A 26,764-nucleotide genomic window follows, 5' to 3' on the forward strand; every position below is an offset into this window, starting at 1 on the left:
AGATGATTCCGTCAGACGGCGGTGACGGCGGCGGAGGCGTCGGCGGAACCGACTTCCGCGGCATGAGCCACCAGCAGATGCTGACGTGGCTCAACGAGGCCAGCAGCTTCTACGTCGGCGACGCGGCCGGCGTGCTGAGCTCGACCGGTAGGAAGCTCACCGAGATCGCCGATCGACTCGTCGACCGCATGAAGGACATGGACTGGGAGGGCGAGGCGGAGAAGGCGTTCTCCGAGTGGACCCTCGCGGTGGCCAAGTCCACCTCGGACCTCGGCACTTACAGCAGCGACGGCGCGTACTGGATGGAGGGCAACGCCTCGGCCATCGCCGCGGCCGCCAGCGCCATCCCCCGGTACGTCTCCTACGAGAGCGCCAAGGCCAACCTGGAAGCCGCGCTCAAGTACCGCAACGACCCGGACTCGCAGACCATCGCCCGCGAGGCGCGGACGGCCAGCGAGGAACTCGCCACCATCGAAGGCAAGGAGCGCGCCAACCAGCAGGCCGCCGCCGCTGAGATGGAACGCCTCTCCGCCACCTACCAGTGGTCCAGCACCCAGATGTCCGGCATGCAGCCGCCGACGTTCCCGCCTCCGCCGGGGACGTTCGTGCCGAAGGGTGACGACAGCCGAGACGACAGCCAGTACATCGGTTCCTACCCTCAAAGCAGCGATCGCTACAGGGGCTCGGACTCGGGCACGACGCAGAACAACCGGTCGCAGCCCGACACCCGCACCACCCCCGACACCAACGTCGTCCCGCCGTCCGGTGACCCGACCGGGCCGACGCACGTCATCCGGCCGGAGGTGCGGCCCGAGGTCCCGGTGGACCTCGGCATCGACAGCGTGGGGACCCTGCCGCCGCCGACCACGACCGGGCCGCAGACGCCTAACCCGGGCGGCCCGCCGCCGATCACCAGGCCGGACGGCGGTACGCCGCCGATCGTTCCACCCCTCGGCGCACCCCCGATCACGGGGAAGGGCGGCCCGGGGCCGTTGGGTCCCACCGGTCCCGTCACCGGCGGCACGCGCAACCAGCTGCCCAACAGCCTGCGTGGTATGCCCGGTCCGCTGGGTGGCACCCGCGAGGGCATCAGCGGCGGCAAGCCCGTACCCCACACGCAGGGACGCCCCCAGACGGGCATTCCGCGCAGCACCGTCATCGGCAACGAGCCCGGCGGGCGCAACGGAACCGGCATGGGCCGCGGCCCCATGGGCGGCGGTCACGGCATGGGCGGCCCGATGGGCGGCGCGGCCGGCCAGAACGGCATCAGCGGCGGACGTCGCCTCGCCGGCGAGACCGGCGGCGTCGTCGGCGGCAAGGCCCAGCGAGCCGGTACGGCCGGTGGCGCCGGTGCCGCGCGTCCCTTCACGCCCGGCGGCTCCGGCCTCGTCCGCGGAGGCACCCCGCAGTCGCGTGAGCGCGAGGAGCAGAACGGAGAGCGTCCCGACTACCTGGTCGAGGACGAAGAGACCTGGCAGCAGGGCAACCGCCGCGTGGCCCCGCCCGTCATCGACTGATCAGCGCGAGGAAGCAGATGCGTACCAGCAGTATTCGTCGGAGCCGTGCCCGAGTCACCGCCTCGGCCGCCTTGGGGATGCTGCTGGTGGGCATCGCATCCGTGCCCGCTCACGCGGAGGGCATCCGGTCCCAGCAGTGGCACCTGGATGCCTTCGGCGCCGAGGAGATCTGGCAGCACAGCACGGGCGAGGGTGTCACTGTCGCGGTGATCGACTCCGGAGTGGACAAGAACAACCCGGATCTCCGCGGCCGGGTGCTCCAGGGCAAGGACTTCGCCCCCGATGAGTCGGGCGATCAGTTCACCGACTACGACGGCCACGGCACGGGGATGGCCGGACTGATCGCCGGCACCGGGGCGAGGGACGGCGGGAACGGGGCTTTCGGCCTGGCGCCGGACGCCAAGATCCTGCCGCTCCGAGTTCCCGGGCTTGAAGCGGGCGACGGCAGCGTGGCCGAGGGCGACGAGAGGTTCAACCGCATCGTTCCTCAGGCCATCAGGTACGCAGCCGATTCCGGCGCCCAGATCATCAACATCTCTCTGGGATCCGAAGCGGGCTCGCAGGCACTCACCGACTCGGTGAAGTACGCGTTGGGCAAGGGTTCCCTCGTCTTCGCCTCCGTCGGGAACAGCGGTGACAAGAGCAATCCGATCGAGTACCCGGGCGCGACCCCCGGTGTAGTCGGTGTCGGCGCCGTCGACAACAAGGGCAAGCGCATCCCCATGTCCCAGCACGGCGACCAGGTCGACGTCGTCGCCCCCGGCAAGGACACCGTCCACGCCTGCGGTGGCGGCACCGGTCTCTGCAAGTCGAGCGGTACCAGTGACGCCACCGCCCTCGCCTCCGCGTCCGCCGCGCTCCTCTGGTCGAAGCACCCCGACTGGACCAACAACCAGGTCCTGAAGGTCATGCTCAACACCATCGCCGCGCCCTCCGGCGGCGAGAAGCGCAGCGACTACGTCGGCTACGGCGCCCTGCGCCCCCTCCGTACGCTGAAGACGCCCGGCGATCCCGGCCCGGCCGATGTCCGGCCGATCGACGACCTGACCGAGGCGGCGCCGACGGCGACGGCCACGCCGTCCAGTGGCGACGACCTGCCGTCGGCGGACCCGGCGCCCGAGGAGTCGTCGGCGACCCCGGCCCCCGCGGCGCAGGCGTCCGCGGCCGAGGGGGGGAACACCGCTCTGTGGATCGGCCTCGGGATCGGCGCGGCCGTGCTGGTCGGTGCCGCCGTCGCCGTACCGGTTCTCCGTTCACGGCGGGGCTGAGCGGACTCGTCTGCCGTGACGGACATGCGCTCAGCGCCGGCACGCATCGGTGCGGCCATCGCCGTCGCCGTGGTTCTCACGGGCTGCGGTGGTGGCGACGGCGGGGACGGTGCGAAGGAGCCGGAGGGTCTGCGGGCGGCCGAGGTCTGCGGGGGTTTCGCCAAGGACGCCGACGCCACGGCGGCGCTCAAGGCCGTCCTGGGCGGCGCGCGTTTCGAGGACGACCTGTCGAAGCGCGACAGGGCTCTCGCCAGGCTGCGTGACGACGCCGCCGCGCCCTGGGCCGACTCGTACCGGCCGCAGCCGGTGAAGTACTGCGGCCTGCGGCCCGCCGAGGGCGGTCAGAAGGACCTCAAGGTGGAGGTGGGCGCGGTGGGCAAGGGGCCTTACCTGGGCCCGGAGCTCGCCGAGTCGGTGACCTCCTACGCCTCGGGGCTCGAAGCCTTCTCCTCCGCCGGCATCGGCCGCGTCTACTTCTCCTGCCGTCCCGAGGCGACCGCCCACACCATCGTCGTCGGGACGACCGCCTGGGGCCCGGCGGGCGTTCCGGACACGGACCTGGACCAGCGGACGCGGCTGGTCACCCTCGCCAACGCGGCGGCCCGGGACGTCGCCGCCGAGCTGGGGTGCACCGACACGGGGCTCGTCGAGGGCGTGCCCGCGAAGACGCGGCCGTGAGTACGCCGTGCCGCCGGCCGTGAGGTCGCCGTGCCGGTGGACTACACCCCGAACACCGGCATCGCGGCGATCCGGCCGCCCCGGGCGATGAAGACGCGGTTGCCGCCGCTCGCCAGCTGGTAGGTGCCCTCGCGTTTCATCGACGCGGTGAAGAGGTGGTCGTGGGTCGCCTTGTGGACCACGACGACGGAGCTGTTGTCGGGGGAGTGGAGCCAGACCGTCGCGCCGGCGACGGCCGGGGGGTTGACGGTGCCGGGGCCCGTGCCGTCCATGACCTGGTACCAGTCGGAGACGGGGAAGCGGACGTCGCGCATGGTCTTGTAGCGGTAGGCGTTGTAGCTGTTCATCGCGAAGACGAGGTCGCCGGAGGCGACGGGCGTGCCCCAGGGCACCGTGTCGCTGTTGGCGTCCTCCTCCCACAGGAAGTCGCCGCGGTCGAGGCGGCGGGCCGTCAGCTTGCGGCCGCCGAAGTAGGCGGCGTTGTTGGGGCCGAGGGCCGGGGCCTGGCCGTCCGTGCCCTGGTTGTCGAACTCCCAGTCCGTCTCGCCCGTCTCGGTGTAGAGGGCGGCGACGTGGCCGTCCCTGCCGTGGATCACGAGCCGCTTCCGGCCCACGGCCGCCTTGGCGGCGCCGTTGTGGGAGCGCGGGGAGGTCATCGGGCGGGTCCAGGTGGTGGCGAGCGTCCAGGCGTCGAGGGCCCGCAGCTCGTTGTCCTTCGTGACCAGGTAGACGTGGGTGTCGTCGGCCGCGAGGACGTCGTCGACGTCGGACTGGGACTGCCAGACGGGCTTGCCGGTGGAGGCGACGAAGGCGTTGAGGACGCCGTTCTCGTCGACGGCGACGACGAGCCGGTCGGCGACGGAGACGTAACCGGCGTCGGCGTCGATGTCCTTGGCCCGCCACCGCTCCTTGCCGTTCGTGACGGAAAGGGCGAGCAGGCCGCCCGTCTTCGCCTGGGTGATCAGCACGTCCCGTACCGGCAGCGGAAGTTCGCCCTCGGCCGCAACCACGTCGAGCGGGCCCCACAGGGGCTTCGGGACCTCGCCCGGCTTCGTGTCGACGGCCGAGACGAACGCGGCCTCCGGGGTCGCGACGGCGGGCGGCACGTCGGCCGTCGGCGACTTCGCCTCGCCGCGGCTCATCCACCAGGCACCCGTGCCGCCGCCGACGCCGAGGACGGCCACGCCCGCCGCGGCGCCGGTGAGGAACCGGCGGCGGGTCGGCGACGAGGAGGGCACGGCGGTGTCCTCGGGCGCCGCCAGGCGCTTCGTGGCCGTCTCACGCCGCTTGATGTCGTCGGCGAGCGGGCCCTTGCGCCAGGCACGGTCGGCGCCCTTCGGCGGGGCGAAGGCCTCCGCGATCCGCGGCGGAGCCGGACGGAACGCCGGGTCCTTCGTCAGACACGGGCCGATCAGCTCGCGGAGCTCCGCCGGCACCAGGCTCAGGTCCGGCGTCCCGTGCACCACCTCGTACTGCACCGCCGCCACGTGCCCGCCGTCGAAGGTGCGCCGGCCGCTCGCCGCGTACGCGAGGACCGCGCCGAGCGAGAAGACGTCCGAGGCCGGTCCGACGCGCTGCCCGAGGACCTGCTCGGGGGCGCCGTAGCCGGGGGTGACCGGGATCTGGCCCGTGGTCGTCAGGGTCAGGCCGTGCTCGGGGCGCGCGATGCCGAAGTCGATGATCCGCGGGCCGGTCGAGGTCAGCACGATGTTCGCCGGCTTCAGGTCACGGTGGACCAGACCCGCGGCGTGGATGTCGTGCAGGGTGCGGGCCAGCTGGGCGGCGAGCGCCCGGACCGCCGGCACCTCCATCGGCCCGTACGCGCGCACGGCCTCGTCGAGCGTCGGACCGGCCAGGAACTCCGCGGCGATCCAGGGCCTGCCGCCCTCGGTCTGCGCGCCCAGGACCCGCGCCACGCCCTTGCTCGTGACGGCCCGCGCCATGTCGGCCTCGCGGACGAACCGCTGCGCGAGATGCTGGTCATGGGCGAGCTCGGGGCGCAGGACCTTGACGGCGGCGGGCGCTCCCGCGCCGTCCCGGCCGACGTACACCTTGCCCATGCCGCCCTCGCCGAGGACGCCGAGCAGGCGGTACGGGCCGAGCCGGAGCGGGTCGCCGGTGGCGAGGGGCTGAGTGGTCACGGGGCTGCTTTCCGTTGGGTGGGGGGGGCGGAGGGCCGGGGACGAAGGTGCTCAGGCGAAGGGGATCGCGACGACGGACGTCTTGCCGGCGCCGACGATGCGGCTCCGTTCCTTGTCGACGACGAACCTGCTCGCCTCCGTCGGGAACACCCAGGCCGAGCGGTTGGTGACCAGATCGATCGCGCTCAGCCCGCCCTTCACGGGGGCGTACACGTACTTCTCGCCGACCACGGGAGCGGTGAAGAACTCGGGCGTCAGCGAGCGGCCGGAGTCCAACTCCGTCCAGCGCCTGACGCCGTAGTCGGCCGCCACGGCCACGAACCCGGGCGTGCTCCTGTTCTCCTGGGCGTAGACGAACCCGCCCGACACGGCCGGCACGCCGTAGGAGGTGGTGGCGGAGCCGGAGCCGAACTCCCAGGCGATCGAGCCGTCGGTGAGGCGGAGCGCCCGGAGACGGTCGCCGCCGAAGTAGGCGTGCCGCTCGTCGATCGCGAGCTGGCCGGGGATGAACGCCTCCGAGTCCTTCAGGGGAAGGCGTCGCTGCCACAGCTGGCGTCCGGTCTGCACCTCGCGCGCCTGGACGAGGAAGGTCTCCCGGTCACCGCTGTTCTTGCCGAGGATCAGCCGGCCCTCGGCCACCTGGGCGAGCCACGGGCGGACGCCGTCCCACGCGTACGCGTGGCGCCATGCTTCCTTGCCCGTGCGGAGGTTGACGGCGATCAGGTGCCAGCCCCGCTCGTTGGCATCCGAGTCGATCTCCTTCTTGCCCCGGCGCGAGGCGGCGAAGAGCATGCCGCCGGAGGCGGTGAGGAGTTCGGTGCCGGAGTTCGTGCCGTCGAAGCCCTTGAGGACGATCTTCGGGGCGGCTTCCTTGCCGGTACGGGGGTCGAGCGTACGGATGTTCAGCGTGCCTGGGCCGTCGTAGGCGCCGTCCGACGCGTAGAAGTACGTGCCGTCGGTGGTGACCTGGTACGGGTCCAGCGACTCGGACCACAGTTTCCGGCCGTCCTTCGGGTCCAGGACCCGGAAGTCGACGGTCTCCGCGAAGCCGACGACATCGCCGGCGAGCAGCTGCGTGGTCCGCTGCTCGCGGTCGAGGGACTCTCCCTGCCACAGCGCCACCGGCGATCCGTCGGAGGCCGTCTTGGCGGGTACGGCCGTCGGGCCCGTGGCGGCCGGGGCGCCCCCGGTGGCCTGCGAGGTGTCCCGCGAGCCCAGCCACGCCCACAGCCCGCCGCCCGCCGCCGCGAGGCCGAGCAGGGACCCGCCGCCCAGGCCGAGGGCGCGGCGGCGGGAGAACGGAGGGCTGGGGACGGTGTCGGCCACGGCCGAGGCGGCCGGCGCGGGCAGGCGGTGCGGGGTGTGCAGCCAGACGTCGGTGGCGCGGCGGGCGATGTCGGCGAGGACGAGTGGGGGGAGGTGGTCGGCGAAGTCGCCGCGGCCGTCGTGGAGATGGGCGGCGAGGGTGGCGGTGGTGGGCCGGGCGGCGGGGTCCTTGGAGAGGCAGGCGGTGAGGAGGGGGAGGAGGGGGTCGGGGACGCCGGTGAGGTCGGGGTCGGCGTAGCGGACGCGGTAGAGGAGGTCGGCGGGGGAGCCGGTGCCGAAGGGGCCGTGGCCGGTGGCGGCGAAGACGAGGACGCCCGCGAGCGCGAACACGTCGCCGGCCGGGGGGTGTTCCTCGCCGCTCGCCTGCTCGGGGGACATGAAGGCCGGGGTGCCGGCCGCCGCTCCCGTACGGGTCAGGTGGTCGTCGCCGGCGGCGCGGGCGATGCCGAAGTCGATGATCTTCGGGCCGTAGGCGGTGACCAGGACGTTCGAGGGCTTCAGGTCGCGGTGGACGACGTCCGACGAGTGCAGCTGCGCGAGTGCCCCGGCGAGTGCGGCGCCCAGGGCGCGGACGGTCGGCTCGGGAAGCGGGCCGCCGAGCGCGACGGCGTCGTCCAGCGGCGGCCCGAGGACGTACTCGGTGGCCAGCCACGGCGTCTCCGCCAGCGGATCGGCGTCGACGACCGCCGCGCCGTGTCGTGCCCCGATGATCCGCGCCGCGTCCGTCTCCAACCGGAACCTGGCCCGGAACGCGGGGTCGGTGGCGAGCCGCGCGTGCACGGTCTTGAGCGCGACCGTACGGCCGCCGGGGGTGCGCGCCAGATAGACCGTCCCCATGCCGCCGGAGCCGAGGCGGGCGAGGAGACGGTACGTGGCGACGGTGGCCGGGTCGTCGTGGGTCAGGGGCGACAGCATGAGGTGAGGTCCGTGTGATCCAGAGCGAGGGCGGGCGAGGGGCGGGCCGGGGTGGCGCGCCCCTCGTTTTCGGGGTGGAGGTCAGGGGTGTCGGGCACCCCGGCCGTCAGGTTCGTACGGTGGCGGGTTCGGGCGGTGCGGGCAGCGGGGGGAGTTCCGCGGCGAGGAGTTCGGCGGACTGGCGGGCGAGGGCGGCGATGACGCGGCCGGGGAGCCAGCCGGGCGTGAGGAGGGTGCCGGCCGAGTCGAGCACGGTCCGGTGGGTGGTCGGCGGGGCGAGCGCGGCCGTGAGGGCGGCGGCGGTGGGCCGATCGGCCGGGTCGCGGGCGAGGCAGGAGGAGATCACCGGGCGGAGCGCGGGCGGGAGTTCGTCGCGTTCGGGCACGGTGTGGCCGGTGGCGGCGTACGCGAGGACGGCGCCGAGCGCGAACACGTCACCCGGCGGGCGCGGGCGGCCGCCCGAGGCCTGTTCGGGGGCGAGCGCGCCCGGGTCGAGGCCGGGCAGGCCGGTGCGGGACTCGCCGTCGGGCCCCGCGGCCCGTACCGCGCCGAAGCAGCTCAGGCGGGGCCCGTCGGAGGTGAGCAGCACGGCGGCGGGCGAGACGCCGGCGTGCGTGAGGCCCTGGGCGTGCGCGCCGGCCAGCGCCTCGGCGAGGGTCGCGCCCACGGCCCGTACGGTCGCCTCGGGCAGCGGACCCCCGTGGACGGCGAGGGCGACCGGCAGCGGGAGGGCGGGGACGTACGGCGTCGCGTACCAGGGGGCCTCGCCGGCGCCGGCGAGGTCCGTCACCGGCGCCGTCCAGGGGCCGAGGAGGCGGCGGGCCGCGTCGGCCTCCGTGGCGAAGCGGGCGGGGTCCGCGCCGGGCAGCGGTGCGCTCAGCAGGACCGTGCGCTCGCCGTCCGTCGTACGGGCGACGAACCGGCGGCAGGGGACGGCCGAACCGGGCGCGTCGAGGCGGGTGATCAGCCGGTACGGGCCGATCCGGCGCGCCGATTCCTCGCGTGCGCGTGCCTGTTCCACGTGTGCGTCCCCCCGTCGTTCCGGCGCCCCGTGGCGACGGGGGCGGGTCGAGCCTATCGAGGCGGGGGCGCGGGGCCGTGGCCGGGAGTCGTGGGCGGCGGGTGGCCGGTGGCCGGTTCGGGGCGGGCCCCGGTGTCGCTCCGGTTGCGGCTGGGGTCGGTTTCGGGGCCGGTCACGGGCCGGTCGTGGGCGCCTGCGGTGGCGAGAACGCCCGGGCTGTCCGAGTTGCGAAGGTGAAGCGGGCCCGTGTGTGCGGTGTGGACGCCGGACTTGAGGACATTTCCCGGCGGGGAATGCTCGAACGGGCCTTCGGGGACTACGATCGCGATGTTTCCCTGGGCGTGGAACTTGCTGGGGCGAAGCAGGAACGAACACGATCAGACGGGTCACGGGAGCAGCGGGGGCGAGCATGTCGTTCGAAGAGGAGTGGGCGTCCGTACGTTCCACGTCCACGGCCAGCGTGAGCATGAGGCTGAATCAGGTCGCCCCCGAACCCGGCGGTGGTGGCGGTGGGAACGCCGACCTGAGCGTCGACCAGGACAAGCTCGGCGCCATCGGCGGCGCCGCGTACGCGCTGCACGGCCGGCTGGTCAAGGACGGCAACCACGCGCGTACGAGCACCACGGAAGCGGCGACGGGCCTGTCCAGCAACGGCTTCCTCACCGGGTCCGCCATGACGACCGTCCAGGAGACGTGGGGCTCGCAGCTGAACACGCTGCTCGACGCCTGCGCCAACATCTCCAACCACCTCGACTACAGCGCGGCCTCGCACGCCAAGGAAGAGGCGGACATCACGGCGGCCCTCTCGGCCTCCAAGATCAACGAGTACCTCAAGTAGGCGGGGGACCTGCTGTGCTGACCTTTGACAACGTGTACCACGCCCCGCTGGACCGGATGAAGGCCTCGGCCGACGACTGGGCCGCGATGAAGGGCAAGCTCGACACCCTCGCCCAGGACGCGCAGTCGACCATGGCCGCGAAGGCCAGGGACGACTACTGGCGCGGGGTGAACGCCGAGGTCACCAAGCCCTTCGTGGACAAGACGGCGAAGGAGTTCGCCGACGCCGCCAAGGCCGCCGACGGCATCCACAAGGTCCTGGAGGACGGCTACAACGCCTTCAAGAAGGCCAAGGACGACCTGAAGAAGATCGTCGACACGGAGGCCCCCGCGAAGGGCTTCGTGGTGAAGTCCGGCAAGGTCGAGGCCGTCGAGCCGCTGTCCCGGACGAAGGACCAGGGGATGCGCCACGACCCCGACTTCCAGGACATGGTCCGCAAGGAGCGCGCCGACATCGAGGCGATGCAGCGGCGCATCGACGCCATCGTCGAGACCTGCGACGACGCCGACGTCTCCTGCTCCAACGCCCTCAAGGCCAACATCACCGGCGACCAGCACAACTTCAGCGCCCCGAAGTACACCAGCCTCGACGCCGAGGAGGCCCAGCGGGCCGTCGACCTCGCCAAGAAGGGCCGCGACATCTCCCACGAGGAGCTGATGCGCCTCAACGAGCTGCTCAAGGACAACAGCGGTTCCAAGGAGTTCTCCCGCACCTTCTACGACGGCATGGGCCCCAAGGGCGCCCTGGAGTTCTTCGGCCAGCTGTCCACGGACACGTACGACTACACCAAGGTCGACAAGCAGCGCCTCGCCGACGTCCAGGACCTCCAGAAGAACCTCGGCCTCAACCTCGCGACCGCCACGCAGGGCGGCGACGCGTGGACCGAGAAGTGGTCCGCCGACATGCGCAAGCTCGGCACGGAGCGCATCCCCCTCGTCAAGTACGACAACAACCCCGCCTTCGGTTACCAGTTGCTCGGCGGCATCATGCGCTACGGCGACTACGACAAGAAGTTCCTCGTCCCGATCGCCGAGCACGTCACCCAGCTCCACGCGAAGGACCCGTACCTCTTCGCCAACAGCAAGCCCATGATCGGCGGCGGGCTCCAGAACCAGTACAACCCCTCCGGCGTCAACGGCTCCGGCTTCGACCCGATGATCTCCATGCTGGAGGCCCTCGGCCACAGCCCGGAGGCGTCGAAGGAGTTCTTCTCGAAGGAGCCTCTGACCTCGTACAAGGAGGACGGAAGCGTCGGCGGCGAGCTGAACCTCGGCAAGGACAAGGACGGCAAGGCGATCACCAACTACCTCGACTTCTTCGGCAACGAGAAGTACGAGCTCTTCCCCGACATCGACGGCCACGACCCCGACGCCGCCAAGAAGTCCGCCGACTACATGCCCGACGCCCTCGGCCACGCCCTGGAATCGGCGACCCTCGGCCACGCCTGGGACGACCCGACGCCGGAGCTGAAGCGCGACGAGGACACGGCCAAGATCATGTCGGACGTGGTGGCGAAGTACGGTGGCGACGCCGAGCTGCTCAAGAAGTGGCAGTCCCCGTTGGCGGACAGCCTCGGCAACATGGGCGCCGGCTACATCGACGACCTCAACTGGGCTCTGGACAAGAACACTCCGGAAAGTCCGTTCATGCCGTCGAAGGACGGGGCGGCTCATCCCGAATTCGGACGGGATGGCGCGGTCGCGTTCCTGAGTACCCTCGGCCAGCACCCGGACGCCTACGCCACGGTCTCCACTGCCGAGCGCCTCTACACCACGAGTGTTCTGGAGGCGCAGGTCGGCCCGGACGGCAAGATCGACGAAGGCAACGCGCGGGCCACCGTGTACACGGGCGCCACGCTTCAGGGCGTGCTCGACGAGTCCCGCGGCGCACAGGTCGAGGCCGAGGGCATGAAGAAGCACGAGGAGTACGAGAAGGCGCAGGCCGCCAAGGCCGGCTGGGTGGAGCTCGGTGCCACGGTGGGCATCGCCGCCGGTGTCGCCTTCCTTCCGGCCACTGCGGCCGTCGGCGCGGCGGCCGTCCTCGTACCGCTTGCCGTCGACACCGGCTCGGGGGTCATGGAGCAGCTTGCCGGGCAGGTCATCGGCGACTGGTCGGACAAGTCGGTAGAGGATCACAAGGACAAGACCGAGGACGAGATCCACGAGAACAACAAGGCCATGTACACGGCCGGCCGGTACAGCGCCGAGTCCCCGATGGAGCGGTTCCTGGCCGAACACCGCTCCCAGGTGAGCAGCGACTTCCGGCAGGACATGATCCAGTCCGTGAGTACCGGCTACGGGATGGGCAACGACCACGCGAGGCAGATCGGCAACGCCCCCGAGACCGGCTGAACCATCCGCCCCGACCTTCCGAGGAATCCCGAGGTACCCCGATGAGAAGAGCGTCCGCCTCCGTGTCGACCGTGCTTGCCCTCGGTCTGCTCCTTACCGCGTGTGGGAGCGAGGAGGAGCCGCCACGGGTCACCGCCGCCCAGCAGTGCGACGGCACCCTCTCGCCGTCGGCGGCCGCGGCCCTCGAGTCGGTGCTCGGCACGAAGACGTTCTCGGCGGCCGGGAGCGGTGGGCTGGAGCGGACCGTGAACGCGCTGATCGAGGATCAGGCGGGGGAGGGCAGGCCGCCGGGCCGTCCCCCTTTGTGCGAGGTCACTGCCGCCGCCACCCCGCAGCACGAGATCCGCATCAACTTCACGCTGCACGACCGTGGCGCCCTGTACGACGACGGCACCGCCAAGTGGTGGGATCACGGCCGGTACCTCTACGGCATGGGCCGGGAGGCGAGCGCGGACAACGAATCGGCTGCCCTCTTCGTCCAGTGCACCAGCCCGCGCCTGAAGGGGTCGGACAAGCAGCCGGCCCCCCTCGGGAGCGAGCTCAGGTTCGACAAGTCCTTGAAGGGTTCCTACCCCGCCAACACCCCCGCCACCCGCGAGGCCTACCTCACCGTCCTCCACTCCGTCACCCTGGCGGTCGTGAAGGAACTCGGCTGCGAGAACAACGCCGGACTTCCCGAGAAGCCTGTCTTCGAGGTCAAGAAGTGGCGCGGGGAGCAGTAGCGGTGGCGGCGGCCGCCTTGCTCCTGACCGGGTGCTCCGGCGGCGGCGGGGACGGCGAGGGCGACGGCGAGCGGGAGCCGCGTGCGGCCGCCGTGTCCGTGGCTGCCCTGAAGAACTGCGGGCGGGTGTTCGGGGAGCGGAACGTCGAGGCGCTCCGGACCGACCTCGGGGAGGGCTTCCGGCCGCATGACCGCTCGCTCACCGAGATGAAGGAGCGGATGCTCGCGGAGGCGCAGGTCTGGAATCCCGACACGGACAAGCTGTCGCGGACGACGTTCCGTCCCTGTCAGATCGAGGGCCGGGTCGACGGGAAGGAAGCCTGGGTCAACGCCACGGTCGGCTGGTCTATGTACGACGTGACCTTCATGACCGAAGGGAAGCACGCGCGCGACTTCCGTGAGGTGGCGAAGGGGGCCTATCTCGATCTCCGAGAGGTGTTCGGCGGCCGCCTGCTCGTCATGCCGTGCACGGTCCCCGGCACCCGGGCCGGACAGGGCGAGGAGTTGCCGCTCCAGGTTTCCGTGACCGACGCGGACCGCACGGACCGATCCGTGTCCACGGACCGGCTTCTGAAGGCGCTCGCGGAGAGCACCCGTGAGCTGCTCGGGTGTGCCGAGAAGGTCACCGTGCCGGAGCGGTTGCCGCCCCGCTGACCTCGCGGCTCAGTCCTCGGCCGTCTCCACGGCCGGGGACAGCTGGGACAGGAGCAGGAGCGTCGAGCGGGTGATGAGGGCGGCGAGGAGGATCGTGGTGAGGCCCTCGACGCGGAGTTCGGAGACCTTGGGGCCGAGCCAGGAGAGGAGCCACCAGATGAGGGCGTCCTGGACGAAGCCGGCGAGGCCGAAGGCGGCGAGGGCGGGGAGGGGGACGCGGCCGGAGGGGCCGATGTGGACGACCTGGGTGAGGACGACCGTCACGAGGGTGGCGGCGAGGACGGAGAGGATCACGTCCACGGTCTCGGTGCCCAGGGTGATGCCGGGGAGGAGGCCTCCGGCGAGGCCCACACCGGCGATGATGCCCAGCTTGCGTCTGCCTTGATCGTCCATGGGGGGACTGTGGCATAGCCGATGGGCGGATGTGAAGGTTCCGTAAGGAAGATCAATCAGAGACCGTGATCGGAATCGAACCGACGTAACTCGCTTTGCAGGCGAGTCCCTGAACCACTCGGGCACACGGTCGTGTTGTGCAGTGGTACGACCGTACGGGGCGGTCCGGAAGGGGCTCAAGGGTTCCGGGGGGCGTGCCATGTGACTGCCACACGGCCGCAACACTGCGTTCGTGGTCGTACGTCGAAGGGCCGAGGACGGTCGGGACTCCTGACAGGGGCCATCGGGTGCTTCACCTCTTACTCTGGGGGGATGAGCGCCCTTGAACCCCGCGATGCGGAGGCCGACGTCGACGTCGCGAGAAGAGCCGGCGGTGCGGCCGACGGGGACGTCGCCGCAAGTCCCGGAGCGGGTGTGCCGCAGGACGGCCCGCGGGGATCCGTGCTCGACGCGGCCCACCGGGCGCTCAGCATCGGCATCGTCTCCGTCGTCCTGCTGATCGCCTTCGAGGCGACGGCCGTGGGCACCGCCATGCCCGTCGCGGCCCGCGAGCTGAACGGCGTCTCCGTCTACGCCTTCGCCTTCTCCGCGTACTTCACGACCAGCCTCTTCGCCATGGTCCTGGCCGGTCAGTGGTCCGACCGCGGCGGGCCGCTGGGCTCGCTCACGGCCGGGATCACCGCGTTCTCCGCCGGGCTGCTCCTCTCGGGGACGGCCGGCGCCATGTGGCTGTTCATCCTCGGCCGGGCCGTGCAGGGACTGGGCGGCGGCCTCGTGATCGTCGCGCTGTACGTGGTCATCGGCCGGGCCTACGACGAGCACCTCAGGCCCGCGATCATGGCGGCCTTCGCCGCGTGCTGGGTCGTCCCCTCCGTCGTCGGACCGCTCGCCGCCGGAACGGTCACCGAGCACCTGGGCTGGCGCTGGGTCTTCGTCGGCATCCCCGTCCTCGTCGTCTTCCCGCTGGCCCTCGCGCTCCCCGCGATACGCCGCACCGCCTCCGGCCCCGCCGACCCGCAGGCGCCCGTGACCCCCTGGGACCGGCGGCGGATCCTGCTGGCCCTGGGCATCTCGGCCGGGGCGGGACTCCTGCAGTACGCGGGCCAGGAACTGCGCTGGCTCTCCCTCGTGCCGGCCGCCGCGGGCGCCGCGCTCCTCGTGCCCGCCGTCCGCGGCCTCCTGCCGCACGGCACCTGGCGCGCGGCGCGCGGCCTGCCCTCCGTCGTCCTGCTGCGGGGCATCGCCGCCGGGTCCTTCATCGCCGCCGAGTCCTTCGTTCCGCTGATGCTCGTCACCCAGCGCGGCCTGAGCCCCACCCTGGCCGGCTTCTCGCTCGCGGCGGGCGGCCTCACCTGGGCGCTCGGCTCCTGGATCCAGTCGCGGCCGTGGACGGAGCCGTACCGGGAGCGGCTCGTCACCCTCGGCATGATCCTCGTGGCCGTCTCGATCGCCGCCGCGCCGAGCGTCCTGATCGCCTCGGTGCCGGTCTGGACGCTCGCGGTCGTCTGGGCCTTCGGCTGCCTCGGCATGGGCGCCGTCATCGCCTCCACGAGCGTGCTCCTCATGAAGCTCTCCGCCCCCGAGGAGGTCGGCGCGAACTCCGCCGCCCTCCAGATCTCCGACGGCCTCTCCAACGTCCTCCTCCTCGCGGCCGGCGGTGCCGCCTTCGCCGCCCTCGGCGGCGGTGCCGTCGGCCACGCCGTGGCCGCCACCTCGACCGCCGGCTCCCATCCGGCCGCCTTCGCCGCCGTCTTCCTGCCGATGGCGGTGGTTGCGGCGGCGGGGGCGTGGGTGGCTACGCGGTTGCGGGCGGGCGGGCGCGGGTGAATCCATTCGGTATCAAAGTGACCCCATCTGCGGTACCGTCGAGGTATGGCAATGAACCTGCGTCTCCGCGACGACCAGCAAGAGGCCCTCAAGCTCCGCGCTGAGGAGGAGGGCCGCAGCATGCACGCCGTAGTGCTTCAGGCGATCGACCGCTACTTGGAGCAGGAGGCCGACCGGGGAGTCGTCCGCAAGCTCGGCGCCAAGTACGCCCTGCACCACGCCGACCTGCTGAAGCGCTTGGGGGAGTAGGTGAAGTACCTGACGGTCCAGGAGGTCCTGGAACTGGCGGAGTTCGCCTGCGCCGGTCAGCGGATCGCCGTCCGGGACCTCGGGCTCCTGAGCTCGGCGGCGCACCGCCCGCAGTCCCAGATGTTCGGTGTCGAGGCATACGGCGATCTCTTCGAGAAGGCCGCCGCGCTCCTGCAGTCACTCGCGGTGAACCATCCGCTGGTCGACGGCAACAAACGCATGGCGTGGATGTGCACCGTGGTCTTCCTCGACTTCAACGGCACCGAGATGGTCGGCGTGGACCAGGACGAGGCGTACAAGTTGGTCATCGACGTGGCCACCGGCGACCTGGAGGACGTCGCCCTGATCGCGCGACGTCTGCGGGGGCTGCACGAGGCCGCGTAAGCCGACGTGAGGTGAATCGCAACCGCCTCCTCCCCGACCCGTTTCATACGAGGTTCCGACCGGGCCGCCGGTAAGGTGGCCCGGTTGTCATATCTGGACGAGCGTCGAACCCGGAGATCGTGACTACTACCACCACCTCCTCGCATCATCTTTCTCCCGCCTTCCCCGGACGGGCCCCGTGGGGTACCGCCGGCAAGCTGCGTGCCTGGCAGCAGGGGGCGATGGACAGGTACATCCAGGAGCAGCCCCGTGACTTCCTCGCGGTCGCCACGCCCGGCGCCGGCAAGACGACCTTCGCGCTGACGCTGGCGTCGTGGCTGCTGCACCACCACGTGGTGCAGCAGATCACGGTCGTCGCGCCCACCGAGCACCTGAAGAAGCAGTGGGCGGCGGCCGCCGCCCGGATAGGGATCAAGCTCGACCCCGACTACAGCGCCGGGCCACTCAGCAAGGAGTACGACGGGGTCGCCATCACCTACGCCGGCGTCGGGGTCCGCCCGATGCTGCACCGCAACCGGTCCGAGCAGCGCAAGACCCTCGTCATCCTCGACGAGATCCACCACGCCGGTGACTCCAAGTCGTGGGGCGAGGCCTGCCTGGAGGCCTTCGAGCCCGCCACCAGGCGCCTCGCGCTGACCGGTACGCCGTTCCGGTCGGACACGAACCCGATCCCGTTCGTGACGTACGAGGAGGGGAACGACGGCATCCGGCGCTCCTCCGCGGACTACACGTACGGCTACGGCAACGCCCTCGGGGACGGCGTCGTCCGGCCGGTCATCTTCCTCTCCTACAGCGGCAACATGCGCTGGCGCACCAAGGCCGGCGACGAGATCGCCGCCCGCCTCGGCGAGCCGATGACCAAGGACGCGATCTCGCAGGCCTGGCGGACCGCGCTCGACGCCAAGGGCGACTGGATGCCGAACGTCCTGCGCGCCGCCGACCAGCGGCTCACCGAGGTCCGGAAGTCCATCCCCGACGCCGGCGGCCTCGTCATCGCGTCCGACCAGGACTCGGCCCGCTCGTACGCCAAGCTGATCCGCGAGATCACCGGCACCAAGGCCACCGTCGTCCTCTCCGACGACACCGGCGCGTCGAACCGCATCGACGAGTTCAGCGAGAACACCGACCGGTGGATGGTCGCCGTCCGCATGGTGTCCGAAGGCGTCGACGTACCCCGCCTCGCGGTCGGCGTGTACGCGACGACCATCTCGACGCCGCTGTTCTTCGCGCAGGCCGTCGGACGTTTCGTGCGTTCCCGCAGGCGCGGCGAGACCGCGTCCGTGTTCCTTCCCACGATCCCCAGCCTCCTCGGCTTCGCCAACGAGATGGAGGTCGAGCGCGACCACGTCCTCGACAAGCCCAAGAAGGCGGGCGAGGACGACCCCTACGCCGAGTCCGAGAAGGAACTCGCCGAGGCCGAGCGCCAGCAGGACGAGGACACCGGCGAGCAGGACATGCTGCCCTTCGAGGCCCTGGAGTCCGACGCCGTCTTCGACCGCGTGCTCTACAACAGCGCCGAGTTCGGCATGCAGGCCCACCCCGGCAGCGCCGAGGAGCAGGACTACCTCGGCATCCCCGGCCTCCTCGAACCCGACCAGGTGCAGCTGCTCCTCCAGAAGCGGCAGGCCCGGCAGATCGCGCACAGCCGCAAGAAGCCGGACACCGAGGCCGACCTCCTGGAGCTCCCGGCGGAACGGCGGCCCGTCGTTTCCCACAAGGAGCTCCTCGAGCTGCGGAAACAGCTCAACACGATGGTGGGCGCGTACGTCCACCAGACCGGCAAGCCGCACGGCGTGATCCACACCGAGCTCCGCCGGGTGTGCGGCGGCCCGCCGAGCGCCGAGGCCACCGCCGGGCAGATCCGGGAACGGATCAAGAAGGTGCAGGAGTGGGCCACCCGGATGCGGTGACCCCGGCAGGTCCCCGGAACGCGGCTGAGGCCCGTACGACGTCGTCCGTACGGGCCTCACTCGTCCCGCGGCGGCGGGACGGGACCGGGGACCGGCCCCCACGGTCGGTCTCCGGGCGGCTTCCACGCTACGTGCACGACAAAGCCGATCTTGTCCGCCAAAGTCCCCAGTCCGACCGACGAAGGTCCCGAACCGTCTCTATCCGGTCGGTGGCGCCCGGATTCTGGACGAGGTCTTCCGCTGAGCGGAGCGGGTCGCTACTGTCCCGGCTCAAAAGCAATCGCCCCGTGGCAGCGCCGCCGCGGAGCGCAGCCGGTGTACCCCTTCCTGCCGGCGGCCTCTGACGTGCGTCGCCGACGGGACCGGCGTCGTAATCCCGTGAGAGCCGTCGCCACTCACTCCGAAGGAGAGGGCGTCGTGACCGCGGAGACCTCCCAGACGCTCGACCGGGGACTCAGAGTCCTCAAACTGCTCGCCGACACCGACCACGGCCTGACCGTCACCGAGTTGTCCAACAAACTCGGCGTCAACCGGACCGTGGTCTACCGTCTGCTGGCCACCCTCGAACAGCACGCCCTCGTCCGCCGCGACCTCGGCGGGCGCGCCCGCGTCGGCCTCGGCGTGCTGCGGCTCGGCCGCCAGGTCCACCCCCTGGTGCGCGAGGCCGCCCTGCCCGCGCTGCGCTCGCTCGCCGAGGACATAGGGGCCACGGCCCACCTGACCCTGGTCGACGGGGCCGAGGCGCTCGCCGTCGCGGTCGTCGAACCGACCTGGACCGACTACCACGTCGCCTACCGGGCCGGCTTCCGCCACCCGCTCGACCGGGGCGCCGCCGGGCGCGCGATCCTCGCCGCCCGTCAGGGCTCCCTGATCGAACCCGGCTTCACCCTCACCCACGGCGAGCTCGAAGCCGGTGCCAGCGGCGCCGCGGCCCCGCTCGTCGGCGTCACCGGCGTCGAAGGCAGCGTCGGCGTCGTCATGCTCGCCGACGCGGTGCCCGAGCGCGTCGGCCCCCGCGTCGTCGACGCGGCCCGAGAGGTCGCCGACGCGCTGCGCTAGAAGACAGCCCCAGGCCGCCCTGTCCGGAAAGCAGAGCCAGGCGGGCGGGACGGCCCTCCAAGGCCTGCCCGCCCCCGTGGGGCCTTGCCCGGCCCCCCAAGGCCTGCCCCGCCCCCGTGGGGCCGGATCGGCGCCTCAGGAGGGGTCGCCGGCGACGAGAGTGCCCAAGGGCGTGCGCTCGTGGTGGACCGACCTGCCGGTCCTGGTCGTCGTGATCAGGCCCGCCGCGCGGAGGGCCTGGGCGTGTGCCGAGGCCGTCGCGTTGCTGACGCCGAGGCGGCGGGCCAGGCCCGTCGTCGTCAGCGCCTCGTCCAGGGCGTGAAGCAGCGAGGCCCGGGTCCTGCCGAGGACCCCCGTGAGGGCCTCCTCACGGGTGCCGCCGCCGTCCGGGGCGAGCGGCAGCCCCGGGCCCGCCGGGTAGGCCAGGACCACGGGGCGCCCCGGCAGGTCCTGCACGAGCGGCCCGCCACGCCAGTGGAAGGTGGGCAGCAGCACGAGCCCTCGGCCGTCGAGCCGCAGGTCCCGGACGGCCGGGACGCCGGGCCACTCCCAGACCCCGTCCCGCAGCCGTGAGCCCGGGGCCGAGGCCGTCAGCGCGGCGCCGAGACCCCGTTCCGCGAGGATCAGCGCGTGCCGGGTGAACTCCGCCCGGTGCAGGTCCTGGACCAGCGGCCACACCGGCGCCAGGACGGTCTCGTACGCCGCCCGCTGCGCGTGGTCGAGGGTGCGCCACGCCCCGGCCTCCCCGCCGTGCAGGGCGCGGATCCACGGCGGCACCGGGCCCCCGCCCGCGTACACCCGCTCCAGCTCGGACCGGACGAACTCCGGCCGGCTCGCGCGGATCAGCGCGAAGCCCTCCTCCCGCGTCCCGCCGAGGACGTCGAGGAAGTACGGGGCCGCGCCGCCCGGCACCAGGTCCGCGAGCGGCCCGGCCGCCGCCGGCAGGGCGCGCGACAGCCTGCCCCGCCAGCGCCCGAAGAACAGCTCCTCGTGCGGTGCGCCGAGCATCATGAGGGCGGCGTGGAGTTCGGGGACGGGGGAGGGCCGGGGAGCGAACCGTACGCGGGTGAGGTCGTCCGGGGTGAAGTGGATGCGCAGCACTCGTGGCCTCCCGCCGGCCTTTCGGGTGGGGCCTGAACCTTCGCGTGCGGGCCCGCCGCGACCAAGGATGCCGTGCATGACACGACACCCCGCACCCAGCCGCCGTACCGTCGCCAAGGGCGCCCTGCTCACGGCCGCCGCCACCCTGTTCGCCGCCGCCCCGGCGCGGGCGGCCGCGGGACCGGCCGCGCTCCGGCTGCCCGCGCCGACCGGGCCCCATCCGGTGGGCGTACGGACCTTCGCCCTGACGGACACCTCGCGCGACGACCCCTGGGAGCCCGGCGCGGGGGTACGGGAAGTGATGATCAGCGTCCTGTACCCGGCCCGTACCGTCCGCGGTCGCTCCCGCGCCCCGCAGCTGACGGCGGCCGAGGCGAAGGAGTTCGCGGGCCTGGCGCCCATGGTGCGCCCGGGGCTGCCGGCGGCAGGCGTCGACTGGGGCGCGGTGCTCACGCACGGGCACGTGGACGCGCCCCCGCTGCCGGGACGGCGTCCGGTGCTGCTGTACAGCCCGGGGGGCGGCGACTGCCGCACGCTGGGCTCGACCCTGGCCGAGGACCTGGCGAGCCACGGCCGGGTCGTCGTCCTCGTCGACCATCCCGGGGACGCGAGCCAGGTGGAGCTGCCCAGCGGGATGCGGTGGACGGTGCTGCGCGGGGAACCGGACCCGCAGACCTTCCGCACCATGATCGACACGCGGGTCGCGGACCTCCGCTTCGTCCTGGACCGGCTCGGGGACCTGCTCCTCGCCCCGGTCATGGACCCGGGCCGGATCGGGGTCTACGGGCACTCGGCGGGCGGCACCGCGGCCGTGCACGCGCTGGCCTCCGACGGCCGGATCGCCGCGGGCGTGAACCTGGAGGGCCACCTCGACCTGGACCCGGCGCTGGTGGCGGGCCTCGACCGGCCGCTGCTCATGTTCCGCACGGACGGGTTCGAGGGCGCCGCCCGCCTCGAACGCTCGTGGGCCGGGCTGCCGGCCCGCCGCGTCCTGCTGCCCGACAGCGCCCACTGGGTCCTCAGCGACTACGCCTTCCTCGTCCCGCAGCTCCAGGCGGCCGGCCTCGTCACCGCCGGAACCAGGGCCGCGCTCGTGGGAGCCGGCGACCCGTACGCCGCGACGGCGGTCGTACGGCGAGGGGTGGGGGCCTTCTTCGCCCGGCGGCTGCCGGTGGCCGCGCCCCCGGCCCGGTGGTGTGGCGCGTCCCAGTAGATTGGGGGCGTGCTCTCCAGTCTGTCTCGTCCTCGTGCCCTCGCGCTGTGCGCGCTGCCCGTCGCCGCGCTGTTCGCCGTCGTCGGGCTCGCGCCGCTGCCGTACGCGATCGCGCAGCCCGGGACGACCGTCGACGTGCTCGGGAAGGACGACGGGCAGGAGATCATCGCGATCACCGGCGCGCCCGTGCGGCCGACGACCGGGCAGCTGCGGATGACGACGATCGTGGCGACGGGACCGTCGACGGACGTCGACCTCGGGGACGTCACCGACGCCTGGTTCCGGACCGACCGGGCCGTGCTGCCGCACGACTCCGTCTACCCGTCGGGGAAGTCCGACGCCGAGATCGAGAAGCACAACCTCGGGCAGATGAAGGAGTCGCAGGACGCGGCGACCCTCGCCGCCCTCGGCTATCTGAAGATGGACCCCGCGAAGGTGAAGGTGACCCTGCACCTCTCCGACATCGGCGGGCCCAGCGCCGGTCTGCTCTTCTCCCTCGGCATCGTCGAGAAGCTCGACGGCGACGGCGACGGCGGCGACCTCACCGGCGGGAACTCCGTCGCCGGTACGGGCACGATCGAGGCGGACGGCACCGTCGGCGCGGTCGGCGGGGTCTCCCTCAAGACGCAGGCCGCCGCGCGGGACGGGTCCACCGTCTTCCTCGTACCGAAGGCGGAGTGCTCGGACGCCGAGGCCGAGCTGCCCGAGGGCATGCGGCTCGTCCCCGTCACCGCGCTCAGCGACGCGGTGGCGTCCCTGCGGGCCCTGGAGCAGGGGCAGGAGAAGCAGGTTCCGTCCTGCTGAGCCCCGGCCCGCCGGACCCCTTCGCGGGGCGCGGCGCGTCCATGCCGCGCCAGGAGGGGAAGACCACCGGGCAGAGCGCGGCGAGGAAGTACAGGCCGCCGACGGTGAGCAGCGCCGTGGTGATGCCGGTCCGTTCGACCAGGAAGCCGGCGGCGAGCCCGCCGAGCGGGGTGGTCAGCAGCACGCTCGCGGTACTGGCGCTGCCGGCGCGGCTGCGCAGTTCCTCGGGCACCGTTTCGTAGAAGACCGCGCCGAGGATCGGGTTGAGCACCCCGGCGCCGAGCCCGCCGAGAGCCATCGCCACGAGCAGGGGCGTGGTGGTGTCGGTGAGGGCCGCCGTCACGTACACGGGCGCTCCGGCGAGCAGGAAGCCGACCGTGACGACCGGGCGGCGCGGGAAGCGGTGGCCGACCGCCGCGTAGAGCAGGGCGCCGGCGAGGGCGCAGCCGCCGAAGACGGCGACGAGCAGGCCGAGCGCCGTCGATCCGCCGAGCTCCTCGCGGGCGTGCACCGGCAGGAGGACCGTGCTCCAGCTCTGGGCCAGGCCGTTGGTGACCATCACCATGAGGTTGACGCCGAGGATCAGCGGGGTGCGCAGCAGGAACGCGTAGCCCTCGCGCAGGTCGGCCCGGTAGACGGCGACGGACAACGGCGGTGCCCCGCGCGCGGGTTCGGCGGACGGGATGCCGCGCAGGCCCACGAGGGCGAGGGCGGCGGAGACGGTGAAGGTGGCCGCGTCGACGTACAGCACGGTGTCGGCGCCCATGAGGGCGACCAGGAGGCCCGCCAGGGCGGCTCCGGTCATCCGGGCGCCGCGTGAGACGGCGTCGTAGAAGCTGGTGGCGCGGGAGAGCGGCATGCCGGCCCGCTCGGCCAGGTCGGGCGTGAGGACGTTGCGCGCGGTCTCGCCGGGTGCGTGGAAGAAGCCGGTGACGGCCATCAGCGCGCACAGCATCCAGAACCGGAGCACCCCGGCGTGGTTGAGCAGGGGGATGGCGGCGAGCGCGAGGGCGCAGACGAGGTCGGAGGCGACGGAGACCCGGCGGCGGCCGATCCGGTCGATGACGGGGCCTCCGACGATGGCGGAGGCGATGACGGGCAGCGCGGCGCAGAAGGCGACGACGCCCGCCTTGCCGGGGCTGCCGGTGGTCTCCAGGGCGAACCATGGGACCGCGATGAGGGTGAGCGAGTTGCCGCTGATGGAGATGGCGTTGGCGGCCAGTACGGTCGCCAGCGGTGTGCGCGGGTGCACGGTGTTTCCCCCCGGTCTGGTCGGCTCCCTCAGGCTGCCGTCGTGAAGTGGTCGGCGGCGGGGCGGTTCGTGGCGAGTCTGAGCCCGAACTCGACGAGCTTCCAACCGATTTGAACGCGCAGGGCGGGCGCGGGGGCGTGCGTTCCCCGGGTGGCGGCGGCGGTGGTGGCCGTGGCCGTGGCCGTGGCGGTGGCGGTGGCCTCGCGGTGGAGTTCGGTGGCGTGGAGGCGGTGCAGCTGGAGGTGGATGTCGGCGTGCATGGCTCCGGGATTTCCTTCCGTCGGTGGTCGTGCCGCGGGGGTGGTGCGGGAGAGCGCGGTGCGTCGTGCCGCGGGGTGGTGCGGCAGGGCGTGGTGCGTCGTGCCGCGGGACGGCGCGGCACGGCGAGGTGTGTGCGGGAGGGTGCTGCGGGAGGCGTGTCAGCTCTCGCGCTGCGGGAACGCGTGGAGGTGGATGCGTACGCGCTCGGCGCCCGGGGCGTCCGCCTCCTCGATGTCGCGGTACGACTCGATGAGGGCGTGCATCCTCTCGTCGAGCTCGCGGAGCTTGTCGGCGGGCAGGCGCAGGGTGAAGTCGCTCATGTCGGAGGCGCCGAGCCAGCTCTCGTCCCAGTCGTTCCGGGTGCCGAGGTAGGTGCCCAGCTCCTGGGTGTGGATGGTCGCGATCTCGTGGGAGTAGATGTCGAGGGCGCCCTGGACCTCGGGGTCCGGGTTCTTGTAGAGCTCCTCGTCGACCCTCGTGCCCTGCTGGCCGGCCTTCCACCACCGCTCGCGTCCCTTGCCGCGCGTCGGGTCGTCCTCCACGAAGCCGTGGGCCGCGAGCTGGCGCAGGTGGTAGCTGGTGGCGCCGCTGGACTCGCCTAGCAGCTCGGCCAGTTGGGAGGCGGTGGCGGGTCCGTGGCGGCGCAGGGCCCGCAGCAGCTGGATGCGGAGCGGGTGGGCGAGTCCGCGCAGGGAGCGCGGGTCCAGCTGGCGGTTCTGGTGTTCCTCGGGCTCGGGCATGCCCTGAGCGTAGACATGCAAAGAACCAGTTGCAAGGGATTCTTTGCAACTGGTTCTTTGGAACTCGCTCCGCCCTGAACGGCGCGTCACCCGCCGGCCCGGCGAGGGGCCTCGCCCTACAGCGGCGCGTCGCCCGCCGCCTGCTCCACCAACGGGATGATCCGCAGCGGCACCGGGTTCTCCATCACGATCGCCGTGGACGCCCGGACGATCCCCTCGAAGCCGACGACGCGGTCGATCACCCGCTGGAGGTCCGCGTTGGAACGGGCCACGAGGCGGCACAGCATGTCCCCGTGACCCGTCGTGGTGTGCAGTTCGAGGACCTCGGGAACCGTCGCCAGATGGTTGCGCACGTCCGCGCCCTGGCCCTGCTTGATCTCCAGCGTCGCGAAGGCCGTCACCGGGTAGCCCAGCGCCGCCGGGTCCACCTGCGGCCCGAAGCCCCTGATCACGCCGCTGTCCTGCAGGCGGTCGAGGCGCGCCTGCACCGTGCCGCGCGCCACGCCGAGGCGCCGGGACGCCTCCAGGACCCCGATGCGCGGCTCGCGCGCGAGAAGCGCGATCAGCCGGCCGTCCAAATGATCGATCGCCACAGCGGTCCCCTCATGGTCAGGATGTACAAGTCGCACGGCCATACTCGCCGGTCGCTGTACAACTTGACCAGCAGATCAACGAACTCTTGCGCACCTTGCCGAACGGCGGGACATTGCTGCCATGACTGAGACCATCGATCACACCCCTTCCACCGCGCGCAAGGCCGATCCCTTCCCGGTCAAGGGAATGGACGCGGTCGTCTTCGCCGTCGGCAACGCCAAGCAGGCCGCGCACTACTACTCCACGGCCTTCGGCATGAAGCTGGTCGCCTACTCCGGACCGGAGAACGGCAGCCGCGAGACCGCCAGTTACGTCCTCACCAACGGCGCCGCCCGCTTCGTGTTCACCTCCGTCATCAAGGTCTCCACCGACCGGGGCCGCTTCCTCGCCGACCACGTCGCCGAGCACGGCGACGGCGTCGTCGACCTGGCGATCGAGGTGCCCGACGCGCGAGCCGCGTACGCCTACGCCGTCGAACACGGCGCCACCGGCCTCACCGAGCCGCACGAGGTGAAGGACGAGAACGGCACCGTCGTCCTCGCCGCCATCGCCACCTACGGCAAGACCCGCCACACCCTCGTCGAGCGCTCCGGCTACGACGGCCCCTACCTGCCGGGCTTCGTCCCCGCCAACCCCATCGTCGAGCCGCCGGCCAAGCGCACCTTCCAGGCCATCGACCACTGCGTCGGCAACGTCGAACTCGGCAAGATGAACGACTGGGTCGGCTTCTACAACAAGGTCATGGGCTTCACGAACATGAAGGAGTTCGTGGGCGACGACATCGCGACCGAATACTCGGCGCTGATGTCGAAGGTCGTCGCGGACGGCACCCTCAAGGTCAAGTTCCCGATCAACGAGCCGGCGATCGCGAAGAAGAAGTCGCAGATCGACGAGTACCTGGAGTTCTACGGCGGCGCCGGCGTCCAGCACATCGCCCTCGCCACCAACGACATCGTCGCCACGGTCCGCTCGATGCGGGCGGCGGGCGTCTCCTTCCTCGACACCCCCGACTCGTACTACGACACCCTCGGCGAGTGGGCGGGTGAGACCCGCGTGCCCGTCGAGACCCTGCGCGAGCTGAAGATCCTCGTCGACCGCGACGAGGACGGCTACCTGCTGCAGATCTTCACCAAGCCGGTCCAGGACCGCCCGACCGTCTTCTTCGAGATGATCGAGCGCCACGGGTCCATGGGCTTCGGAAAGGGCAACTTCAAGGCCCTCTTCGAGGCGATCGAGCGCGAGCAGGAAAAGCGCGGCAACCTCTGACCCCACCCCAAGGGGGCCCGGCACCCCCGGGCCCCCTTGGCCTGCGCCCCCGCCCCTCCGTCGTGGGCATTCGTTCCGCTGCGGCGGTGCCGACCCGCAACCCCCGGCCCCGCCCGTTGTGGGCATTCGTTCCGCTGGGTCGGTGCCCACCCGCGACCCCCGGCCCCGCCCGTTGTGGGCATTCGTTCCGCTGGGGCGGTGCCCACCCGCAACCCCGCCCACCCCGTTGTGGGCAATCGTTCCGCTGGGGCGGAACGGGTGGGCACAACGGACGGCGCCCC

General features: G+C 72.3%; 24 protein-coding genes and 1 tRNA gene. 15 read left to right on the forward strand and 10 right to left on the reverse strand.

Annotated elements, in window-relative coordinates:
* The first annotated feature begins 2 nt into the window (after positions 1-2).
* Genes OO54_RS32435 through OO54_RS32445 form a run of 3 tightly spaced genes read left to right on the forward strand, consistent with a single transcriptional unit; the run spans position 3 to position 3,463 of the window.
* A complete protein-coding gene (locus tag OO54_RS32435) occupies positions 3-1,517 on the forward strand; it encodes a hypothetical protein (protein ID WP_033209547.1) in 1,515 nt (504 codons plus the stop codon).
* Between the two features lie 17 nt (positions 1,518-1,534).
* Positions 1,535-2,785, forward strand: a complete 1,251-nt coding sequence (gene mycP / locus OO54_RS32440) for a type VII secretion-associated serine protease mycosin (protein ID WP_033209550.1) — start codon at positions 1,535-1,537, stop codon at positions 2,783-2,785.
* Positions 2,786-2,809: 24 nt separating this feature from the next.
* Positions 2,810-3,463 (forward strand): hypothetical protein, encoded by a 654-nt coding sequence (locus tag OO54_RS32445; protein WP_234439530.1) that lies wholly within the window; start codon positions 2,810-2,812, stop codon positions 3,461-3,463.
* Between the two features lie 41 nt (positions 3,464-3,504).
* On the opposite strand, the gene OO54_RS32450 is transcribed toward OO54_RS32445, so the two are convergent.
* The 3 genes from OO54_RS32450 to OO54_RS32460 all read right to left on the reverse strand — a co-directional run bounded on the left by OO54_RS32450 (position 3,505) and on the right by OO54_RS32460 (position 8,866).
* Positions 3,505-5,604, reverse strand: a complete 2,100-nt coding sequence (locus OO54_RS32450; protein ID WP_033209556.1) for a protein kinase domain-containing protein — start codon at positions 5,602-5,604, stop codon at positions 3,505-3,507.
* A 51-nt stretch (positions 5,605-5,655) separates the two neighbouring features.
* Positions 5,656-7,845, reverse strand: a complete 2,190-nt coding sequence (locus OO54_RS32455; RefSeq protein WP_033209562.1) for a protein kinase domain-containing protein — start codon at positions 7,843-7,845, stop codon at positions 5,656-5,658.
* A gap of 106 nt (positions 7,846-7,951) precedes the next feature.
* Positions 7,952-8,866, reverse strand: a complete 915-nt coding sequence (locus OO54_RS32460; protein ID WP_033209564.1) for a protein kinase family protein — start codon at positions 8,864-8,866, stop codon at positions 7,952-7,954.
* A gap of 409 nt (positions 8,867-9,275) precedes the next feature.
* Here OO54_RS32460 and OO54_RS32465 point away from each other — a divergent pair, with 409 nt between their 5' ends.
* The 4 genes from OO54_RS32465 to OO54_RS32480 all read left to right on the forward strand — a co-directional run bounded on the left by OO54_RS32465 (position 9,276) and on the right by OO54_RS32480 (position 13,430).
* Positions 9,276-9,704, forward strand: a complete 429-nt coding sequence (locus tag OO54_RS32465) for a hypothetical protein (RefSeq protein ID WP_033209567.1) — start codon at positions 9,276-9,278, stop codon at positions 9,702-9,704.
* 14 nt (positions 9,705-9,718) lie between these two features.
* On the forward strand, positions 9,719-12,055 hold the full coding sequence (locus OO54_RS32470; protein ID WP_033209570.1) for a hypothetical protein: 2,337 nt from the start codon (positions 9,719-9,721) through the stop codon (positions 12,053-12,055).
* Positions 12,056-12,117: 62 nt separating this feature from the next.
* A complete protein-coding gene (locus OO54_RS32475) occupies positions 12,118-12,777 on the forward strand; it encodes a hypothetical protein (protein ID WP_033209578.1) in 660 nt (219 codons plus the stop codon).
* A 2-nt stretch (positions 12,778-12,779) separates the two neighbouring features.
* Positions 12,780-13,430, forward strand: coding sequence for a hypothetical protein (locus tag OO54_RS32480; RefSeq protein WP_234439531.1), 651 nt, complete (start codon positions 12,780-12,782; stop codon positions 13,428-13,430).
* Positions 13,431-13,439: 9 nt separating this feature from the next.
* Here the strand turns inward: OO54_RS32480 and OO54_RS46065 are convergent, their stop codons facing one another.
* Together OO54_RS46065 and OO54_RS32490 are read right to left on the reverse strand one after the other, a co-directional pair.
* The gene (locus OO54_RS46065) at positions 13,440-13,823 is read right to left on the reverse strand and encodes a phage holin family protein (protein ID WP_157856545.1); all 384 of its coding nucleotides are present in this window, start codon (positions 13,821-13,823) and stop codon (positions 13,440-13,442) included.
* A gap of 60 nt (positions 13,824-13,883) precedes the next feature.
* Positions 13,884-13,955 (reverse strand) — tRNA-Cys (locus tag OO54_RS32490).
* A 180-nt stretch (positions 13,956-14,135) separates the two neighbouring features.
* Here OO54_RS32490 and OO54_RS32495 point away from each other — a divergent pair.
* The 5 genes from OO54_RS32495 to OO54_RS32515 all read left to right on the forward strand — a co-directional run bounded on the left by OO54_RS32495 (position 14,136) and on the right by OO54_RS32515 (position 19,252).
* Positions 14,136-15,650, forward strand: a complete 1,515-nt coding sequence (locus OO54_RS32495) for an MFS transporter (protein ID WP_033209583.1) — start codon at positions 14,136-14,138, stop codon at positions 15,648-15,650.
* Positions 15,651-15,701: 51 nt separating this feature from the next.
* A complete protein-coding gene (locus OO54_RS32500; RefSeq protein WP_033209586.1) occupies positions 15,702-15,899 on the forward strand; it encodes an Arc family DNA-binding protein in 198 nt (65 codons plus the stop codon).
* Positions 15,900-16,283 (forward strand): type II toxin-antitoxin system death-on-curing family toxin, encoded by a 384-nt coding sequence (locus OO54_RS32505; protein ID WP_033209589.1) that lies wholly within the window; start codon positions 15,900-15,902, stop codon positions 16,281-16,283.
* A 116-nt stretch (positions 16,284-16,399) separates the two neighbouring features.
* Positions 16,400-18,193 carry a DEAD/DEAH box helicase gene (locus OO54_RS32510; RefSeq protein ID WP_033209591.1) on the forward strand — a complete coding sequence of 598 codons (1,794 nt, stop codon included), beginning with the start codon at positions 16,400-16,402 and terminating at the stop codon, positions 18,191-18,193.
* A gap of 417 nt (positions 18,194-18,610) precedes the next feature.
* A complete protein-coding gene (locus OO54_RS32515; protein WP_017237054.1) occupies positions 18,611-19,252 on the forward strand; it encodes an IclR family transcriptional regulator in 642 nt (213 codons plus the stop codon).
* Positions 19,253-19,387: 135 nt separating this feature from the next.
* Here OO54_RS32515 and OO54_RS32520 read toward each other — a convergent pair whose 3' ends face one another.
* Entirely contained in the window at positions 19,388-20,353 is a 966-nt protein-coding gene (locus OO54_RS32520; protein WP_033209597.1) for an ArsR/SmtB family transcription factor, read from the reverse strand.
* A 76-nt stretch (positions 20,354-20,429) separates the two neighbouring features.
* Here OO54_RS32520 and OO54_RS32525 point away from each other — a divergent pair, with 76 nt between their 5' ends.
* Positions 20,430-21,566 (forward strand): alpha/beta hydrolase family protein, encoded by a 1,137-nt coding sequence (locus OO54_RS32525; RefSeq protein WP_033209601.1) that lies wholly within the window; start codon positions 20,430-20,432, stop codon positions 21,564-21,566.
* A gap of 9 nt (positions 21,567-21,575) precedes the next feature.
* A complete protein-coding gene (locus OO54_RS32530) occupies positions 21,576-22,370 on the forward strand; it encodes a S16 family serine protease (RefSeq protein ID WP_033209604.1) in 795 nt (264 codons plus the stop codon).
* On the opposite strand, the gene OO54_RS32535 is transcribed toward OO54_RS32530, so the two are convergent.
* The 4 genes from OO54_RS32535 to OO54_RS32550 all read right to left on the reverse strand — a co-directional run bounded on the left by OO54_RS32535 (position 22,303) and on the right by OO54_RS32550 (position 25,216).
* Positions 22,303-23,622: an MFS transporter gene (locus OO54_RS32535; RefSeq protein ID WP_033209607.1), complete on the reverse strand. Its 1,320-nt coding sequence runs from the start codon at positions 23,620-23,622 to the stop codon at positions 22,303-22,305. The genes OO54_RS32530 and OO54_RS32535 overlap by 68 nt on opposite strands.
* A gap of 29 nt (positions 23,623-23,651) precedes the next feature.
* A complete protein-coding gene (locus OO54_RS32540) occupies positions 23,652-23,882 on the reverse strand; it encodes a hypothetical protein (RefSeq protein WP_033209610.1) in 231 nt (76 codons plus the stop codon).
* Positions 23,883-24,041: 159 nt separating this feature from the next.
* On the reverse strand, positions 24,042-24,623 hold the full coding sequence (locus tag OO54_RS32545) for an ArsR/SmtB family transcription factor (RefSeq protein WP_033209613.1): 582 nt from the start codon (positions 24,621-24,623) through the stop codon (positions 24,042-24,044).
* A 116-nt stretch (positions 24,624-24,739) separates the two neighbouring features.
* Positions 24,740-25,216 (reverse strand): Lrp/AsnC family transcriptional regulator, encoded by a 477-nt coding sequence (locus OO54_RS32550; protein WP_017237061.1) that lies wholly within the window; start codon positions 25,214-25,216, stop codon positions 24,740-24,742.
* A gap of 121 nt (positions 25,217-25,337) precedes the next feature.
* On the opposite strand from OO54_RS32550, the gene hppD reads away from it, so the two are divergent.
* Positions 25,338-26,483: a 4-hydroxyphenylpyruvate dioxygenase gene (gene hppD, locus OO54_RS32555; protein ID WP_017237062.1), complete on the forward strand. Its 1,146-nt coding sequence runs from the start codon at positions 25,338-25,340 to the stop codon at positions 26,481-26,483.
* Positions 26,484-26,764 lie beyond the last annotated feature (281 nt).

Source organism: Streptomyces wedmorensis (genome assembly GCF_000716445.1).
Taxonomy (GTDB): domain Bacteria; phylum Actinomycetota; class Actinomycetes; order Streptomycetales; family Streptomycetaceae; genus Streptomyces; species Streptomyces wedmorensis.